General features: G+C 37.2%; 17 protein-coding genes and 2 other annotated features. Of the genes, 6 read left to right on the forward strand and 11 right to left on the reverse strand.

The annotated features are described in order from the left end of the window. Nucleotides 1–182 precede the first annotated feature (182 nt). Genes GA0061074_RS02215 through GA0061074_RS02230 form a run of 4 tightly spaced genes read right to left on the reverse strand, consistent with a single transcriptional unit; the run spans nt 183 to nt 3623 of the window. Nucleotides 183–1046, reverse strand: coding sequence for a MetQ/NlpA family ABC transporter substrate-binding protein (locus GA0061074_RS02215; protein ID WP_092461482.1), 864 nt, complete (start codon nt 1044–1046; stop codon nt 183–185). Nucleotides 1047–1078: 32 nt separating this feature from the next. Next, nucleotides 1079–1753, reverse strand: coding sequence for a methionine ABC transporter permease (locus GA0061074_RS02220; RefSeq protein WP_092461483.1), 675 nt, complete (start codon nt 1751–1753; stop codon nt 1079–1081). Continuing rightward, a complete protein-coding gene (locus tag GA0061074_RS02225) occupies nt 1743–2816 on the reverse strand; it encodes a methionine ABC transporter ATP-binding protein (RefSeq protein WP_092461484.1) in 1074 nt (357 codons plus the stop codon). The genes GA0061074_RS02220 and GA0061074_RS02225 overlap by 11 nt, the downstream gene beginning before the upstream one ends. Nucleotides 2817–2852: 36 nt before the next feature. Beyond that, nucleotides 2853–3623 carry an acetoin reductase gene (locus GA0061074_RS02230; RefSeq protein WP_092461485.1) on the reverse strand — a complete coding sequence of 257 codons (771 nt, stop codon included), beginning with the start codon at nt 3621–3623 and terminating at the stop codon, nt 2853–2855. Nucleotides 3624–3677: 54 nt separating this feature from the next. Further along, nucleotides 3678–3913: a binding site (T-box leader), on the reverse strand. A 54-nt stretch (nt 3914–3967) separates the two neighbouring features. After that, nucleotides 3968–4207: a binding site (T-box leader), on the reverse strand. 107 nt (nt 4208–4314) lie between these two features. Between GA0061074_RS02230 and GA0061074_RS02235 the strand changes: the two genes are divergently transcribed. After that, nucleotides 4315–4659, forward strand: coding sequence for a hypothetical protein (locus GA0061074_RS02235; RefSeq protein ID WP_092461486.1), 345 nt, complete (start codon nt 4315–4317; stop codon nt 4657–4659). A gap of 97 nt (nt 4660–4756) precedes the next feature. Here GA0061074_RS02235 and GA0061074_RS02240 read toward each other — a convergent pair whose 3' ends face one another. From GA0061074_RS02240 to dnaA, 7 genes are all read right to left on the reverse strand, one after another. After that, on the reverse strand, nt 4757–5812 hold the full coding sequence (locus GA0061074_RS02240; RefSeq protein WP_174855272.1) for a Fic family protein: 1056 nt from the start codon (nt 5810–5812) through the stop codon (nt 4757–4759). Between the two features lie 220 nt (nt 5813–6032). After that, nucleotides 6033–8612, reverse strand: coding sequence for a DNA gyrase subunit A (gene gyrA, locus GA0061074_RS02245; protein ID WP_092461487.1), 2580 nt, complete (start codon nt 8610–8612; stop codon nt 6033–6035). 44 nt (nt 8613–8656) lie between these two features. After that, complete coding sequence (gene gyrB, locus GA0061074_RS02250) at nt 8657–10603, reverse strand: DNA topoisomerase (ATP-hydrolyzing) subunit B (protein ID WP_092461488.1); 1947 nt, start codon at nt 10601–10603, stop codon at nt 8657–8659. Nucleotides 10604–10626: 23 nt separating this feature from the next. Then, on the reverse strand, nt 10627–11778 hold the full coding sequence (gene recF, locus GA0061074_RS02255) for a DNA replication/repair protein RecF (protein ID WP_092461489.1): 1152 nt from the start codon (nt 11776–11778) through the stop codon (nt 10627–10629). Continuing rightward, on the reverse strand, nt 11778–12011 hold the full coding sequence (gene yaaA / locus GA0061074_RS02260) for a S4 domain-containing protein YaaA (RefSeq protein WP_092461490.1): 234 nt from the start codon (nt 12009–12011) through the stop codon (nt 11778–11780). The genes recF and yaaA overlap by 1 nt, the downstream gene beginning before the upstream one ends. Nucleotides 12012–12209: 198 nt before the next feature. Beyond that, nucleotides 12210–13340, reverse strand: a complete 1131-nt coding sequence (dnaN, locus tag GA0061074_RS02265) for a DNA polymerase III subunit beta (RefSeq protein ID WP_092461491.1) — start codon at nt 13338–13340, stop codon at nt 12210–12212. 201 nt (nt 13341–13541) lie between these two features. Next, nucleotides 13542–14954 (reverse strand): chromosomal replication initiator protein DnaA, encoded by a 1413-nt coding sequence (gene dnaA / locus GA0061074_RS02270; protein ID WP_092461492.1) that lies wholly within the window; start codon nt 14952–14954, stop codon nt 13542–13544. 700 nt (nt 14955–15654) lie between these two features. Here dnaA and rpmH point away from each other — a divergent pair. The 5 genes from rpmH to GA0061074_RS02295 all read left to right on the forward strand — a co-directional run bounded on the left by rpmH (nt 15655) and on the right by GA0061074_RS02295 (nt 18823). Beyond that, complete coding sequence (rpmH, locus tag GA0061074_RS02275) at nt 15655–15789, forward strand: 50S ribosomal protein L34 (RefSeq protein WP_002828338.1); 135 nt, start codon at nt 15655–15657, stop codon at nt 15787–15789. A 109-nt stretch (nt 15790–15898) separates the two neighbouring features. Continuing rightward, a complete protein-coding gene (rnpA, locus tag GA0061074_RS02280) occupies nt 15899–16255 on the forward strand; it encodes a ribonuclease P protein component (RefSeq protein ID WP_092461493.1) in 357 nt (118 codons plus the stop codon). 26 nt (nt 16256–16281) lie between these two features. After that, nucleotides 16282–17115 (forward strand): YidC/Oxa1 family membrane protein insertase, encoded by an 834-nt coding sequence (locus GA0061074_RS02285; protein ID WP_092461494.1) that lies wholly within the window; start codon nt 16282–16284, stop codon nt 17113–17115. 150 nt (nt 17116–17265) lie between these two features. Beyond that, on the forward strand, nt 17266–17895 hold the full coding sequence (gene lepB / locus GA0061074_RS02290; RefSeq protein WP_092461495.1) for a signal peptidase I: 630 nt from the start codon (nt 17266–17268) through the stop codon (nt 17893–17895). 124 nt (nt 17896–18019) lie between these two features. Then, the gene (locus tag GA0061074_RS02295; RefSeq protein WP_092461496.1) at nt 18020–18823 is read left to right on the forward strand and encodes a TIM barrel protein; all 804 of its coding nucleotides are present in this window, start codon (nt 18020–18022) and stop codon (nt 18821–18823) included. Nucleotides 18824–18835 lie beyond the last annotated feature (12 nt).

Raw genomic sequence — 18835 nt, forward strand, 5'->3', positions numbered from 1 at the left:
TTAAGGAAAATATTCTCTGCGTCTTGCTATTTAAGGTTGGCCGCTAGATACCTAATCTAGTTAGTCAGTTTCCCACGCATATGCGCCGCTACTCCCGCAAGTGTTACAAATAAAAAGTAAGTTAATTTCGCAAATAATATCATGCTTAACTTAATTCGTACATAAATCATCTTTTACTGTTACTACTTTAAATAACTAACCGGCTTCTTAACTTCAATCTTCGTACCATCATACGTATCCTTAATATATTTTTGAATAGCCGGATCATGGTACAAAGTAACTAATTTTTGATAGTCTTTTTTATTCCGATCACTAATATCCGCTGCCGCTGCTAAAATATTAATATTTTGGCGCGTACTCTGATTAATTTTTTCATGATACAAGGAATCTTTCATAACATTTAGCTTTCCTTCTAAGGCAACTGTATTCGAAATTAATGCCGCATCAACACTATTTAAAATACGTGGTCCAGTTGTATCATCTATTTTTTTAAATTTTAGATTACGTGGATTGGATACAACATCATCCGTATTACCTAATGCATCAAAACCGGCTTTTAATTTAATCAAACCAGCATCTTGCAATAACAATAAGCCACGCGAAGTATTTGCAGGATTATCAGCGATCGCAATTGTTGCACCTGCCGGAATATCCTTAAGTTTTTGATACTTATCTGAATATATACCCATTGGTTCTAAGTAAGTGGTTCCTAAATTCATTAACTTATGTTTTGGATTTTCATGATTATAAGATTTTAAATATGAATAAGACTGAAAAGCATTCACATTTACATTATGTTCTGCCGTAGCATTATTTAATTGCACACCATCATTAATTTGTTTAACCGTAATTTTTAAGTTAAGTTTTCGTGCTTCCTTACTTTTAGCAATGTGTTGCCAAACTTGATAGTCACTTCCCATTGAGCCCACGGTTATTTGTTCTGGCGCATGCGATATTTTATACGTGTTATACGTATGCAGACCAACTGCAATACCACCAAGAACCACCAAACTGCTGATTAGTATCAGCCAATTTTTTATTTTCACAGTTACGCCTCCTATATTTTGATTTGATGACCTTAAAATCGTTCAACCTTTTTGGCAATCCAATCGCCAATTATCTGAACAATGAACACCATCACCAAAATAACTAGCAAGGCAGCAATCGTGACATCATTTTCAAAACGCGCATAACCGACACTGATTGCAATATCTCCTAGTCCACCAGAACCGATTGCCCCTGCCATTGTCGTCAATCCAAGTAAACTAATAATAGTTACTATCGAAACACGTATAATATCAGGCAAGCATTCACGTAAATAAATACGATAAATAATTTCACCAGTACTTGAACCCATTGCCTGTGCCGCTTCAATCACTGATGGTTCAATACTTAAAAGTGCATTTTGAACTTGGCGCGCATAAAAAGGAAAAATACCAACAATTAACGGTACAAGTGCCGCCGGCGTACCAACCGTTGTACCAACAATATACTTTGTGATTGGTGCCATTACCGCCAATAAAATAATAAAAGGTACTGACCGTAACAAATTCACTAGTTTATCTAAGAAATTATAAAATGGTGGATCAGCATTAATACCACCGGGCTGCGTCACCACTAAAAAAATACCTGTTCCTAATCCTAAAACACCGGCAATTAATGCTGACCAAAACGTCATATACAACGTTTCCCAAGTTGCTTGCACAAATTGCGGCCAAATTGGAACAACATTTGGAAACCAATTAGCTAACATAAATCTGCTCCTCTCCCGTAGAAAAATCGGTTACAACAACGCCAACTGTTGTCAGATAATCCAATATTGTCGCAAAGTGTTCATCTGATGCCGTTAAGACAATTAGCATGTAACCTAATGACAACTGGGCAACTTTTTGTACATTCGCAAATAAAATACTAGCTGATATGCCGTATTTAATAGCTAGAGATGAAATAACTGCTTCACTGGTAACTTCACTAGAAAAACGCAAATATAACAATCGTTCATTAGATTGTAAGTTTTCAATTAGATGATCATCACTAATTTGTTGACGCATTTCGGTCACGTTAGCTGCTGATTCCACAAACTTTTGCGTTAAAGCTTGTTTAGGAGCCGTAAATACTTCACTAACTGAACCTTTTTCAATAATGCGACCCTTTTCCATTACGGCAACATTTTGACAAATTGACTTAATCACTTGCATTTCATGCGTAATCAACACGATGGTTAGCCCTAATTTTTCATTTAAATGCTTTAGTAATTGCAAAATATCTTCCGTCGTCTGTGGATCTAATGCACTTGTCGCTTCATCACTAATTAGAACATCAGGATTATTAGCCAGTGCTCGAGCAATGGCAACACGCTGCTTTTGTCCACCTGATAATTCATCTGGATAAGCCTTAGCGTATTCATCCAAACCAACTAATTTTAATAATTCCAACGCTTTAGCATGTCGCTTACTACGTGACATTTTTTGACTTAATAATGGATACTCAACATTATTTAAAACTGTTCGTGACCGTAATAAATTAAAATGTTGAAAAATCATCCCCACCTTTTTTCGCACACCACGTAATTCCTTATCATGCAAAGACAACAAATCCTGTCCCAAAATACTAACAGATCCTGTATCAGGTCGTTGCAATAAGTTGATGATACGTACTAAAGTACTTTTCCCGGCACCGGAATAACCGATAATGCCATAAATACTCCCCTTTTCGACCTGCAATGACACATTATCTAGCGCAACTAAATTTTCATTATTGCGTTTAAATGTCACGTTTATCTGTTGTAAATCAATTGCGATATTAGTTGCGCTCATCTACTAATCCTCCTTCCTTTTTTAACGCATATTGTGTTAGCTAAAGTGCATACCTCCATCAACTAGCATCGTTTGTCCTGTAATGTATGCTGCATTTGGTGAAGCAAACCAAGCAATCACCTCTGCAACATCGGCAGGTGTTCCTTCACGCCCTAAACCAATTTCGGTTAAACAATTTGCTTGCTGCTCAGGTACCGAAAGTCCTTTAATTTCAGCTGTTCTGGCATCAATACTGTCACGCAAAGGTGTGCGTACAATTCCTGGACTATATGAATTAACCGTAATTTGGTCAGCAGCTAACTCCTTAGCTGCTGATTGGGTTAACCCACGAATACCAAATTTTGATGCTGAATAAGCACTTTGTAGCGCTGATGCTTCTACACTAGCTAGTGATGCTGCATTAATAATGCGTCCACCATGACCTTGTGCTTTAAACTTTGTTGCAGCAGCTTGAATTCCCCAATAGGTTCCTTTCAAATTTACGTCAAACAAACGTGAAATTTTATCAGGATCCGAATCAATCACGGAATCAATAAAAGCAACACCAGCATTGTTGACGAAAACAGCTAATTCACCTAAATCGTTGATTGCATCTTCAACTAATTGAAAAACAGCTTCACGATCAGAAACATCAATAATATAAGCTTTTGCTTCAAATCCTTGATCACGTAAATTCTGTGCGACTTGTGTCACTGTTTGTTCATTGATGTCAGCAACAGCGATATTAAAACCATCTTTTGCCAATCGATATGCGGTTGCTTCTCCAATACCTTGTCCTGCACCAGTAATAATTGCTGTTTTTCCCATGTTTTTTCCCCTTATTCTGTATTATCCAAATAAAAAAGCCCCACTCCTGTTAAATACAGAAGCGAGGACATCGCGATACCATTCTGATTTGTTTGCCGATTACTCTAACAAACCTCATCACCCAAAATTGGGTTAGTCTAATAACGGTGACAAACCGCCTAACGCTTACAATATCGTTCACGTTACGTGATCATCGGCCATTTTTCATGTGCAATCCTTGTTACGACTCTCATCAACTGTCGTTTTTCTGTAAACATTTTTGCCATTACTTTCCGAATCATATCATTTTAGTTTTTATTAAAAAGCCTTGATAAACGTCAAAAACGCCCTCAAGAAATAAATTTCTCAAGGGCGTTCATCCGCGGTACCACCTTAATTCCTGGTAAAAACCAGCTTATTATGTCAGCTAACATAAATCATTACTGCATAATTAACTCGATATTGGTAGTCAACCATCGATGGTTTGCATACGCTCACCAATCTTTTGCTCCAAGACCATCTTCGACTAGCTTCATTATTTGCTCGCACCACCCGCAAATTCTCTGATAACGCCACTAATCTACTCATCTTTTCATCGCTTTTTAATTTGATTTTAATATGTCATGAATTCTATACTCATTTTTATAAACTGTCAACACTGTTTCACATATGAATTTTTGTTACACTAGCCATATAGAGGGGGCGTTAATTTATGACAAAACAATTCCGTGATAACTTAATTGGATTAATTGCCGCATTTATTTTTATAGTGGTCATGTTTATGACTGATCATCTTGTTTGGTTACTTTTAATAATTTTCGGTCCTAGCTTATTAATAACTTGGTTACTTAACAAGTATAAGCCTTTAAGAAAGGGTCCTGAAATTGCTTGGTGGAAAGCAGTACTTATCAATTTTTCCGCTTTTTTCATTGTTCTTATTATCGTTAAAGTTAGACTTAACGACCCTATTTTTAGTTTTGAGAGTCTAATTGCATTAATTGTATTTCCAATCGCCAATGCACTAGGGATATTAAGCCATCGTTCTAATCCAAACTAATCCTACAAACAGCTAAAAAGGAGGCCGGAACACAATGTTCTAGCCTCCTTTTACAATGAGCAGTTTATATTGGTCATGTTTATGATGTACCTAACGATTAATTTATTAGCTGATACTTAGTTGAGCGCCCTTGGCCAACTTTTTGAATCTTATGCTCTGTTTGTAACTCAGCCAAGGCCCGTTCTATCGTTCGTTGGCTGATGTCTGGCAATAGGTTCTCAAAGTCAGCTCTGCTTAGGGGTTCAAAAGACTTTTCTAATTTTTCTATTAGTCGCTCTGCTGGGGTTAGTTCCCGATTAATAATAATCTCGAAGCGCTCTGAGAAATTTTCATATGCTCGCAAAATAATTCCCACAAAATAGCGGACAAAAGGTGTATAGTCCTGCTCATTTTCCAACCATCCTACAGAACTTGCTTGTAATACTTCGTAGTAAGTTTGTTTCGATTCCTCAATCATCATCTCAATACTAATGTACTTGCCGACTAAATAGCCCGACTTGTACAGCAATAACAGTGTTAATAAACGTGACATCCGACCATTTCCATCACTAAACGGATGAATCGAAAGAAAGTCCAAAACAAAGCAGGGAATCAATAATAATGGATCTATTTCGTCTTTCTGAATGGCTTGATTGTATTGGTAACACAATTCTTTGATTAAATCCGGTGTTAAATAAGCTGGAGCTGGTACAAAGCGAACTTGTTCGCTACCATCCATATTCTTCTCTGTGATAACATTATCGCTACTCTTTAACTTTCCTTTATAATTTTTACCTGAATAATTATATAGGTTTTTATGTAATGTTAAAATATCGTTTGGTACCACTCGAATATATTCATAACTGTCATGAATAAGTTTCAAAACATCTCGATAACCGGCTATTTCTTCTTCATCTCGGTTCCGTGGTTTGATCTTTTCAGATACGATTTTCTTCAAGCGACCATCTGTTGTTGCAATTCCTTCGATTTTATTGGAAGCCTCTGTACTTTGAATCAAAGCCAAATCCGTTAGCTTATTTAATATCTCCGGTTTTGTTGTAACATATAGTTCTTGCTTTCCTTTATATTCATGAATCTTGGTCAGCATATTCAACAAATCATAGCTAAAGGTGAGTTTAACCAACTCATTATAATCAAATTTTTTCACCGCCATCCACCTCTTTTCTCCGCCATTTTAACTAATTTGGCGGAGAAAAACAAGTAGTGGCGGTGAAAATCAACTAGAAATTATTTCTTTCACTGCAATTTGCTATTAAGGCGTCGTTCTAATACAAACTAATCCTACAAACAGCTAAAAAGGAGGCCGGAACACAACATTCTAGCCTCCTTTTACAATAAGCAGATCAAATTCATGCAAAACTGCTTATTAATATTTACTTTTCTTCATCGTCTTCTGCGCGTTGCAATAATTCAGCAACTTCACTTGGTTGTTCACCATCTTCAGGCGCCGTTGGCAAATTATCAGAATTTGTTTCATCTGCATTTTCCGCTGACGCTGTCTCCTCTTCAGGAACGACGTGTTCAACCTTAGCAAAAGTTGATACCGAAGACCCATCATCCAAACGGATAACACGTACACCTTGTGTTGCACGACCTGTTTCAGAAATTGAATCAACAGTGAAGCGAATCATAACCCCTTTGTTAGTGGTCAACATGATATCCTCACTACCATCAACAACCTTCAAACCAGCTAATGGTCCGTTCTTTTCAGTAACTTGAGCGGTCTTGATACCTTTACCACCACGACCCTTAATTGGGTATTGATCAACAGGTGTTTGCTTACCATAACCATTCTCAGTAATAATCAAAACATGGCCATTTTGAGTGAGCACTTGTGCACCAACTACGTAATCATCTGGACGAAGCGTAATACCACGAACTCCTGCAGCTGAACGTCCCATTGAACGGACTGCTTGACTATTAAATGAAACGGCATATCCACCATGAGTACCGATAATAATATTTTGTGAATCATCAGTAATCAATACGTTAATCAATTCATCCCCATCGTGAAGGTTAATTGCCTTCAAACCATGGGTACGAATATTACCAAATTCATTAACTGGTGTCCGCTTTACAACACCTTTGCGCGTCGTAAAGAATAGGTAGTCCTCACTTTCGGCAGCATCACCACGGACATTGATAATAGCTTGAATACTCTCACCACTCTCAATACCTAACAAGTTAACTACTGGGATTCCCTTAGCAGTACGACCATATTCAGGTATCTCATAACCCTTCATCTTGTAAACTTTACCTGAATTAGTAAAGAACAATAGGGTATCGTGTGTTGATGTACCAATTAGTTCATCGATGAAGTCATCATTGTTAACACCCATACCTTGAATACCACGACCACCACGGTTTTGTGCGCGGAAGTCAGCTTGTGGCATACGCTTAATATATCCAGCATGTGTTAGTGACACAATAATGTCTTCTTCTTCAATCAAATCTTCATCTTCAATGCTGGTTACGTCACCGATTTGCAATTCAGTACGACGAGCATCCCCAAATTTATCTTGAATTTCAAGTAATTCAGTATAGATGATTTCATCAATTCTTTCTGGCTTAGCCAAAATATCCTTGAAGTCAGTAATTGAAGCCAACAAACCTTGATATTCTTTTTCAATCTTATCGCGTTCCAAACCAGTTAAACGAACCAAACGCATATCCAAGATAGCTTGTGATTGTTTATCTGACAAAGCGTAATCTGACATCAACTTTTGCTTAGCAATTTCTGATGTTTGTGATTGACGAATAATTGTAATAATTGCATCAATATGATCAAGCGCAATTCGCAATCCTTCCAAAATGTGAGCACGCGCTTGCGCCTTACGCAAATCAAATTCAGTACGACGACGAACGACCTTTTGTTGATGATCCAAATATGCAACCAACATCTCTTTTAGACTTAGTAGCTTTGGACGACCATCTTCAACTGCCAACATGTTGAAACTAAAGCCAGTTTGCATCAAGGTATTCTTGTACAAATTGTTTAGCACAACTGATGCTGATACGTCACGACGAATCTCAATTGCAATTCGTGTTCCTTCTTGGTCAGACTCATCATTAACACCAGTAATACCTTCAATACGCTTATCACGACCTAATTCAGCAATACGCTCAATTAATTTAGCCTTGTTAACCATGTAAGGCAACTCATTGACGATAATGTGTTCTTTTCCAGATTTTTCAGTTTCAATTTCCGTCTTTGCACGGACGGTTACGACACCTTTTCCAGTTTCGTAAGCTTTACGAATACCAGATTTACCCATCACTATTGCACCAGTTGGGAAATCTGGTCCTGGAATTGCTTCCATCAACTCAGCAACCGTAATATCAGGGTTCTTCATCAACATATGAAGACCTGAAATTACTTCACCTAAATTGTGCGGTGGAATATTAGTTGCCATTCCAACGGCAATTCCATTAGCACCATTGACTAGCAAATTAGGAAAACGTGCTGGCAAAACAACCGGTTCACGATCAGTACCATCATAATTATCCTGGAAATCAATTGTATCTTTATTGATATCACGCAACATTTCAGTAGAAATTTTACTCAAACGTGCTTCGGTATAACGCATAGCGGCAGCTGGGTCACCATCGACTGATCCAAAGTTTCCGTGACCGTCGACTAACATATAACGATATGAAAAGTCTTGTGCCATACGAACCATTGAATCATAGATTGCTGAGTCTCCGTGTGGGTGGTACTTTCCCATAACATCCCCAACAATACGTGCTGACTTCTTATGTTGCTTATCAGGTGTAACCCCTAATTCATTCATCCCATACAAAATACGACGATGAACTGGTTTCAACCCATCGCGCACATCAGGTAACGCACGTGCCACAATAACTGACATGGCATAATCCAAGAAAGATGTTCGCATTTGCTCGCCAAGTTTGGCAGGCTTAATGCGGCTGTTTTTTTGTTCTTCTTCAGCCATTTGATTTCCTTTCTCTTACTTTAAATGTTTACACAGTAATGAACTTAAACGTCTAATTCAGCGTATTGTGCATTCTCTTCAATAAACTTACGACGAGGTTCAACCTTATCACCCATAAGCATTGAGAAGATTTGATCTGCCTCAATGGCATCATCCATTTCAACACGTAGCAAACGACGTACGGATGGATCCATCGTTGTTTCCCATAATTGGCTGGCATCCATCTCACCAAGTCCCTTGTATCGTTGGATAACTGGTTTTGGAGAAGCTGGCAATGTTGGCAACAACGCATCTAATTCCTCATCCGCATCCAAATACTGAACATACTTACCCTGACGTACTTGATATAGTGGTGGCTGAGCAATGTAAATGTAGCCTGCTTCTAACAATGGACGCATATAACGATAAATTAGCGTTAGCAACAATGTACGGATATGAGCACCATCGACATCGGCATCGGTCATAATAATCAATTTATGATATTTTGCCTTTGTAACATCAAATTCTGCACCAAATCCTGTTCCCATTGCTGTAAACAATGAACGAATTTCTTCATTGGCTAAAATCTTTTCCATTGATGCTTTTTCAACGTTCAAAATTTTCCCACGAATAGGCAAAATGGCCTGAGTTAAACGTTCACGTCCTTGCTTAGCAGAACCACCGGCTGAATCACCCTCGACGATAAATAGTTCAGAAATTTCAGGATCTTTTGACGTGTTATCAGCCAATTTACCAGGCAAGTTAGCAATCTCTAGTCCAGACTTCTTACGTGTTGCTTCACGCGCACGCTTTGCAGCCATACGCGCTTTACCTGCAAGGATTCCCTTTTCAACAACTTGCTTAGCAATTGTTGGGTTTTCCATCATAAAGCGGGCAAAAGTATCTGAGAACATACGATCAACTGCCGTACGAGCATCAGAATTACCTAGCTTGGTCTTTGTTTGACCCTCAAATTGTGGGTCTGGGTGCTTAACAGAAACAATTGCTGTTAAACCTTCACGAACATCATCCCCAGAAAGTGCATCATCACTGTCTTTTAGTAGCTTATTCTTGCGTGCATAATCATTAATAACACGTGTCAAAGCTGACTTAAATCCTGTTTCGTGAGTTCCACCTTCATATGTGTGAATGTTGTTAGTAAATGACAATAGATTACTGTGGAAATCATCCGTATACTGCAATGACACTTCTACAGCAATATCATTTTCCATTCCCTCAACATAAATAGGTTCTTCGAAAATGACATCCTTATTGATGTTTAAGAACTTAACATATTCTTTGATACCACCTTCATAGTGGAATGACTCAACAATCGGCTCATCCGGACGCATATCAGTAATTGAAATACGTAAACCTTTATTCAAGAAAGCCAATTCACGAACACGATTCATCAATGTCTTGTAATCAAATACTGTTGTTTCACGGAAAATATCTGGATCTGGTGCAAAATGAACAATTGTTCCACGTGAAACAGGTTCATTATCTACTGGAACTTCGTGCATGTTTGTTTTAACATGACCACGCTCAAAGTCCATTGCATAACCTTTACCATCACGAACAACCAAAACATCCAAACTCGTTGATAGCGCATTAACAACTGAAGCCCCCACACCGTGAAGTCCTCCAGAAACTTTATAACCGCCACCGCCGAATTTTCCACCAGCGTGTAAAATCGTAAAGACTGTTTCAAGCGCTGACTTACCAGTCTTTGCTTGAATATCTACGGGGATACCACGACCGTTATCAATAACCGTAATTGAATTATCTTTTTCAATAGTTACTGTAATATGATCCGCAAATCCTGCCAAAGCCTCATCGATACCATTATCGACAATTTCCCATACAAGATGGTGTAGTCCTTGACTTGATGTCGAACCAATATACATACCAGGTCGCTTACGAACCGCCTCTAATCCTTCTAAAACTTGAATTTGACTGGCGTCATAGGCGTCTGCTTGCGTATGCATTTGTGAAACATCTTCTTCAGCCATGATTCCCTCCTTAAACTTAACGACTAGTTATTTTCACTAGTATTCTCTTTTGCAACATTCTCAGCTTCTACTAAATGTCCTGAATCAACATGAAATACTTTTGGTTCATGAATCAATTGCCGTGCTACATCACTCAATGAAGGCGTTGTAATAAACGTCTGTACCTTATCTTGCATAGCAGCTAATAAATGCGTTTGACGGTTACTATCTAATTCAGAAAGGACATCATCCAATAACAAAACAGGATATTCTCCTGTTTCTTCTTTCATCAAATCAATTTCGGCTAACTTAATTGCTAATGCAGTTGTTCTTTGTTGGCCTTGCGAACCAAAACTAGCAACGTCATGATTATTAACTTCAAAACTCAAATCATCACGATGAGGTCCCAATAAAGTTGTCCCCATGATAATCTCACGTTCACGTAATCGCTCAAAGCGCGTTAACATTTCTTGTTTGATTAAAGTTACGTCCTGCAAATGATCAACATCAAGTTGTGAAACATAATGAACCTGCAACTGTTCATTATCTTGTGTAATGGCAGCCTGAATTGGTTGTGCAGCATTATTTAATTTTTCAATTAAATTCTTACGTCGCATAATCAATTCACTACCAAAATTAACTAATTGCTCTGTCAAAACATCCAAATATAATTTGTCTGTTGCTTGTTTACTCTGCAATTGCTTTAAATAACGATTGCGTTGTTTTAAAACACCCTTATATTGGTTTGCGATATATAAGTATTTAGCACTCATTTGACTAAATTCACGATCAATAAATTGACGCCTGATTGTCGGCGAGCCTTTAACTAAATCTAAATCTTCTGGTGCAAATAAAATAACATTAAGTTGCCCAATATAATTAGCTAATTTAGCTTGATCTAAATGGTTAATTCGTGCTTTTTTACCCTTATTAGTAAGTTTTAACGATAGTGGAACATTACTATATTGTCGTGCTACCGTTCCGGCAACACGCGCTTCTTTTGCTTGCCAACCAATTAATTCTTTATCGGATGACGTACGATGTGAACGAGTTAAAGCTAAAACATAAATGGCTTCCAATAAATTGGTCTTACCCTGAGCGTTTGGTCCTAAAAAGACATTCACACCAGACGAAAAAGTGACATCTAACGATTCATAATTCCGAAAATTGTTTAGTTCTAACGACAATAATTCCATTAGTTTGCACTAGCACCTGTTCCATTAATAACAAAGCGGTCTCCTGATGGAATTGCCACAATGTCTCCTGGATATAATTTACGACCACGACGGTCATCAGGCTCTTCATTTACCAAGACGGTATTTTCACGCAAATACCACTTTGCCTGACCACCAGTTGCAATGACGCTCTCTTCTTTTAACAATTGCCCTAACGTAATAAAGGGGGCTTGAATTTGCACTTCTGTTGCCAATGTTTTAGTCCTTTCTACCGCTAAAAATAACGATATCTACACGAATTCATATTAAATTCATTATACGCTTTTTTTTAACTTTCTACAATCTCTATAAGGCGTTATAGCCCGTCTCAGGTTGTTTGCTTACTTTTAAATAAAAAAGCCGAAAACTGCTTTTTCTTCGTAAAATAGCAGTTTTCGGCTTTTGCCGTGTTTTTAGTAAGTTCGAACTGGTGTAATAAGTTGAATAAAGTTTGTTTCGTTATTTGTTGGTACCAATGTAAATGGATCTAAAGCCGTTTTAAATCCAATTTGAATTTGCTCATCACCAAATGAACGAAGTGCTTCACGCATGTAATCTGGGTTAAATGAAATCGTCAAATCATCCCCCGCCGTTTCAGCAGCAAAAATTTGTTCTTCAACGCGACCAATTTCTGGTGAATTTGATGAAATCAAAGACTTCTCACTCGTAATTGCAAATTGAATAACATTTGAACGTCCTTCATGACTAAGCAAAGCTGCACGTTCAATTGTTTGCAACAAGTCATGCGCATTGATAGTTAAAGTTGTTCGTTTTTCAGTTGGAATTAGACGTGATGCATCAGGATAATTTCCTTCTAATAGTCGTGAATAGAAAGTTGTGTTTTCTCCTAATTGGAAAATAACTTGGTTTTCAGCGACACGTACATCTACTTTTTCAACTTCATCTAACATTGCTTGTAATTGTGATAATGAAGTACCCGGTACGATAATATCAGCATTTACATCTGAATCTTCAAAACCAACTGTTCGTTGTGCCAAACGGTGACGATCAGTTGCAACTGCCGTTAAATTACCGCTAGCTAAAATAAAGTGAACCCCTGTTAAAATTGGTTGGCTTAATTGCTTAGAAACCGCAATTACGGTTTGACCAATAATTTCATTTAAGGTATCAGCAGCCAAAGTTAAGTTATTTCTAACTTCAATTTCTGGCAAATGTGGGTATGCACTAGCATCCTGCCCATTAATATCAAATTCTGCATTTTCAGATTTAATATTAGTTTGTAAACCAGCTGTGTTTGTTAGTTTAAATGTTTCACCTGGTAGACGCTTAACAATATTTGAAAAGAAACTTGCTGGTAGAACAATTGCTCCTGATTCAATAATTTGTAGATTTGCTTCGTCATCATTAACTGGAATTAGTATTTCAATTGAAATATCTGTATTTGATCCAGTTAATGTAAGACCTGTTTCATCAAGAACTAATTTAATTCCTTGCAAAATAGTCATAGATGTTCGTGATGAAATAGCTCGATTAACGTTATTCATTGCTTTGATAAAAGCAGCTCGATTAATTGTAAATTCCATTAGATCTCCTCAATGTACAAAAACATAATTATGACGTGCGTAATGCCTTATTTAATTATAAATAAAAAGATAATAATAATAATAAGGGGTGTGAATACTGTGGAAAACTCTTGCATATACCAATACACCAATAAATGGTCTATGTATATAAGCTTGTGGATAACTTTATATCATTTTACCATTTATTCACAAGTGTTATCGTTATCCGTTGCTCAATTCTTCACGAATTTTTTGAACTTGTTCAGCTAAAATACTATCATTTTCGATTGCATTTTCAATTTTTTCAGTTGAATGCATTACTGTTGTATGATCTTTGCCGCCAAATGCTCGTCCAATTTGTGGTAGTGAGTCTTGTGTTAGCTCACGGGCAATGTACATGGCGATTTGTCGTGGTACTACGATTTCTTTGTTTCGTTTTTTACCATTTAAGTCTTGAACAGTGACATTGAAAAAGTTAGCAACGGCTTCTTGAATTAATGGAATAGTAATAGCGCGTTGACGTTTGAAATTCATTGTTTCTAAGATTGTCCGCGCAGTTTCAACTGTAATTGGTACGTTTGAAAAACGCATTTTTCCTACAACTTGATTAAATACCCCTTCCAAATCACGGACATTTGTATCAACGGCTGCAGCAATTTCATCAATGACGTCGTTTGGAATGCTTAGATTTTCAAGATCGGATTTGTTTCTTAAAATAGCGACACGTGTTGGTAAATCAGGCTTAGTAATATTAGCTGAATAACCTTGACCAAAACGTGTAACCAAACGCATCTCTAATCCTGGAATTTCTTTAGGCAATTTATCAGATGTTAAAACAATTTGATGGTTTTCACGTGTGATGGCATTGAAGGTATTGAAGAATTCTTCTTGGATTTTTTCTTTACCAGCTAAGAATTGGACATCGTCTACCATCAATAAATCAGTTGATCGATACTCACGCTTGAAGGCTTCAGTTTCCTTTTGTCCGCGACGTAAAGCCTCGGTAAAATCATTGATAAAGTCCTCAGTTGTAATAAATTTAACGTTAGCATTTGGTGTGCGTTCCAAAACTTTGTTACCAATTGCTTGCATTAAATGAGTTTTTCCCAGACCAACACCACCATAAATTAATAGTGGATTCCATTGTGTACCAGGTTTGTCCGCAACGGCCTGCGCAACAGCATAAGCTTCACGATTTTCATCAGATGAGACAAACGTTTCAAAACGAAATTCGGGATTCAAAATTGATTGTGTGACAAATTCTGAAGCTAAACTTGCGTTGTTCTGGTGAGGTGTTGTTTCACTCGCTTCATCTTCTGGTAGATCAAATAAAGATGTTGGTTGTGGTGAAACATAAGTAACAGAAGGAATAATAAATGTTGGTTTACCAGTTAGATTCAGTGTTGCCGTCATGGCAGCTTGCATAAAAGCTTGGTAGTAAGAACTATTTGTATCTAACCATTCTGATGCAACTTGTTCATAGGTAGTTGCCAATTGTAAAGTGACGGTATTGTTTTCGTTTTCTACTAATTGCAGTGGTTTTAGTGTATCCACGTAATTGTTAAACGAGAATCCCTGCGAAATTGATTTCCGTAGTTCATCTTTGATGGCATTCCAAAGTTGGATCGGATCCATTTGGCAACCTCCTTTAAGGATTAAGATATCTTTTTTGTGGGTTTTCCACAGGACGTTAGCTGAGCCTATTTTCATAAGTAGCCTAAGTAGCCTAGTTCATCAAATTACATTTTAGCAGTATGTGGATAAGTTTTCCACAAGGAATATACCAGTAATAGCAACGATTTGGGCGTTTTTAGATAACAAAATGGGATATTAACATGCTGTGGAAATCTAAATCTTAGTTATCAACCGGATGTGAAACAAATTTTTGAGTAAATTCTGGAAAATGTGGATAACTTAGGGGAAAAACGAGAAATTTACAAGCAGTTGTTAACAAGCTAGGTTTGGTATAATCAGGTTTATAAGAGTTATGCACATTTCCACAGGGTAAAATGCATATAGTTTTACCAATATGTGGAACATGTGGATAAACTGTGGATTATGGGGAAAACTCACATAACGCTCTGTTACATTACCTGTTTTTATTAACATAACGTTCTGTTAGATTCTGGAAAACTTTTGGTGAAATAAGAGTTTTATAAATGTTAAAGATTTTTTTAAGAAACAATATTATTGATAATTATTTATGAATTAAAATGAGGTTAAGTAGCTAATATTCTTGATTTGATTAGGTGGTAATGGTACAATTGAATACGAATTGTGGTTTGGCCATGCCAACCGCAGGCCAAATCTAACTACGAATGGGAGGTGTATTCATATGAAGCGTACATACCAACCTAAGAAGCGTCACCGTGAACGTGTACATGGTTTCCGTAAGCGCATGAGCACTAGCAACGGTCGCAAGGTGCTAGCACGTCGCCGCCAAAAGGGCCGCAAGGTATTGTCAGCCTAATTAGGTCAGGCCTTTTATTAGGATTACTGATAATGATCGCGCATGAGTCGGCTATTTTGGCTGATTCATGCGTTTTCTTTTGTCATAAAAAAATTTGGAGCAAAAACAAATGCGTAAGAGTTACCGTGTAAAAAAAGAAGCTGATTTTCAATTAGTTTTTGAGCAGCATCACTCGGTCGCAAATAAAATGTTTATTGTTTACACAATGACGCGTGAACAACCTACCCACTTCCGTTTGGGAATTTCAATTTCTAAAAAAGTGGGTTTGCGTGGTCATGAGCGTGTGTGGGTTAAGCGTCGTATTCGTCAAAGTGTTTTGGAATTTAAGCCCAAAATGCGTTCGGATATTGATATTTTAGTTATTGCGCGACCAGCAGCACATGATCAAGACATGGCGATCATCAAAAAGAATTTAGAACATGTTTTTAAGTTGGCAAATGTTTTTGTCGATGAAGAAGCTGAATAAAAATATACTATATATGGAGAAAACGAATGCAGACTGCTAAAAAAATGTTTACCATGCGTTCGGCAATTACAGCCTTAGTCGCATTAATCATTATGATTGTAGCGGCCGTGATGTATGATGGCCAAGTATCTGGGGATGGATTTTGGCGTGGTATTATCATTGCTAACTTCTCGCGTTCTATTTTAGGAGTATCAGCCTGGTTTGGTAATAACTATGGCTTTGGAATTATTGTCTTTACTGTATTGATTCGTTTATTGATTTTGCCTTTGATGGTTTATCAAACGGGTTCAATGCGTAAGATGCAAGAAATTGCTCCAGAACTAAAGAAGTTACAACAAAAATATTCAAGTCGTGATCCTGAAACAATGCAAGCGATGCAAGCTGAGCAAAAAAAGTTGTATAAAGACGCAGGTGTTAATCCATTTGCTAGTTTTATTCCACTTATTGTTCAAATGCCAATCTTGATTGCATTGTATACAGCAATTCGTACGACTAATGTATTGGAAACGGGTACTTTCTTCTGGGCACAACTGGGAGAACGTGATCCGTACTTTATCTTGCCAATTTTGGCAGCATTGTTTACATTTGCTTCTTCATATTTGGTAATGATGGGTCAACCTGAAAAGAATGGTATGACGACATCAATGACATACATTATGCCAGTTATGATTTTCATCTTTGCTATTTCCGTACCGTCTGCCCTATCACTTTACTGGGTGATTTCAAATGCGTTCCAAGTGGCACAAACTTGGACGATTCAAAATCCATTTGAAATTCGACGTGAACGTGAAGCTAAGAAAGAAGCAGAACGTGCTAAGCAACGAGCAATTCGTAAAGCTGTTCGTAAACATAAGCGTTAATTTGAATATCAGAATCAAGATTAATAATCTTGATTCTTTTTTTTCGCAATTATCAAGAAAATAGCTTAACCTATTTTTAATTTTCGAACCCTATTGTATGAATTATGTTAAAATTAAACATTAATAATAATTTTTATAAGGAGCGTACCCATGAAAGCATTTCGTGAAATAATGTCTTGGGTGATTCCTATCTTAGTAGGATTGCTAGTTGCTGCTGGGATAAGGGCCTATTGGTTTACAATGGTTAAAGTTGATGGGTCTTCGATGGAGCCTAATTTAACAAGTAATGAACGAGTTTTTGTTTTTCGAACTGATAAGCTTGAAACTTCAAAAATTCATCGTGGTAGTGTAATTGTCTTTGATGCCCACGGTGAAGATCCTTCAGCAACAGAAAAGAAAGACTACGTAAAGCGTGTTATTGGTATGCCTGGTGATACTGTGAGTGCAGCTAATGGTGTTATTAAAGTTAACGGTAAAACTGTTAACCAAGATTACATTTCAGAATCTGAACAAACAGCAACTAATACAATCAATGATGTTGGTAATTGGAATTCATTGGCACAATTAGGAAATCGTCAAGGTTGGGAAGGCGATAAAACGATTAAGGTCCCTGCCGGTAAGTACTTTGTGCTAGGTGATCACCGTAGTGTTTCAAATGATTCTCGTTATTGGGGATTTGTTGATGATGACAAAGTCCTAGGTGTGGTAAAAGTACCATTCTGGGGTAATGAGACTAAGCGTGATAACATTAACACAGCTTGGAAATCATATTTTGAATAATTGTAAATTAAAGAGCAGGTAAGAAAATCATATTATTTTCTTGCCTGTTTTATTTTGCTATTACATATTTTAGTGAACGTTAGATTTAAACAGCGTATACTTGTTTCTACAGGGGGGTGGTATGATGCAATTAGGTTTGAAGGCAAGTACGAATAAAGCACAAATTGATGATCGCCTACAGTATCAACCAGATGTCTTTGAATTTCATTTGGAAGACACGGATTTTACAGCGGCAGGTTGGCAACATTTTATTAAGATGGTTTCTTATGTGAGTGATCAAGTACCGCATATTGTTTTTCATCATCCGATGAAATGGCACGGTCAACGCTGTGAATTGTACACGAATGCGGCGGTTAATTCAGCATTACACGATTTTGTGATGCAGAGCGCTACGCAGTTAATTAAATTGGCACAAGATGTCGATGCTTATGCACTTATTCATGGTGCTTATAAAAATAATGTGCCTAAAATTGTTGCAAATTGGTCGACAGTATCTAAAGCGCAAGATGTTGTATTTGAAAGAATGGATCAATTGCGCGAAATTGCACCGGATAATGTGGTTTTTGAAAATGGTACATCACCTGTTTATTCGTATGGGGATGCTGAATTTGAAAATCGGATTATTGCTGCTGACCTCCCTTTGGCATGTGATGTGAGTCATACCTTTATTTCAGTTCATGGTAATAACGATGCCCTTATAGCTAGTTTGCATCATCTTAAATCGCAAATTAAGCACTATCATTTGGTAGATTCAATGGGACAACGTCATGATAGTCTAACACTTGGCAAAGGCTTAGTTGATTGGCAACGTGTTTTAAATGAATTAAATCCACAAGCAAGTCGTATTTATGAAATTAATTTAGCAGATCAGCAGAATTGTAAAGAAATGCTGGCAAGTCATGAATATTTAACGTCACTAGAAAAATAAGTTAATAAAAAA

It is taken from the genome of Weissella bombi, from assembly GCF_900094835.1.
In the GTDB taxonomy this organism is placed as follows: domain Bacteria; phylum Bacillota; class Bacilli; order Lactobacillales; family Lactobacillaceae; genus Weissella; species Weissella bombi.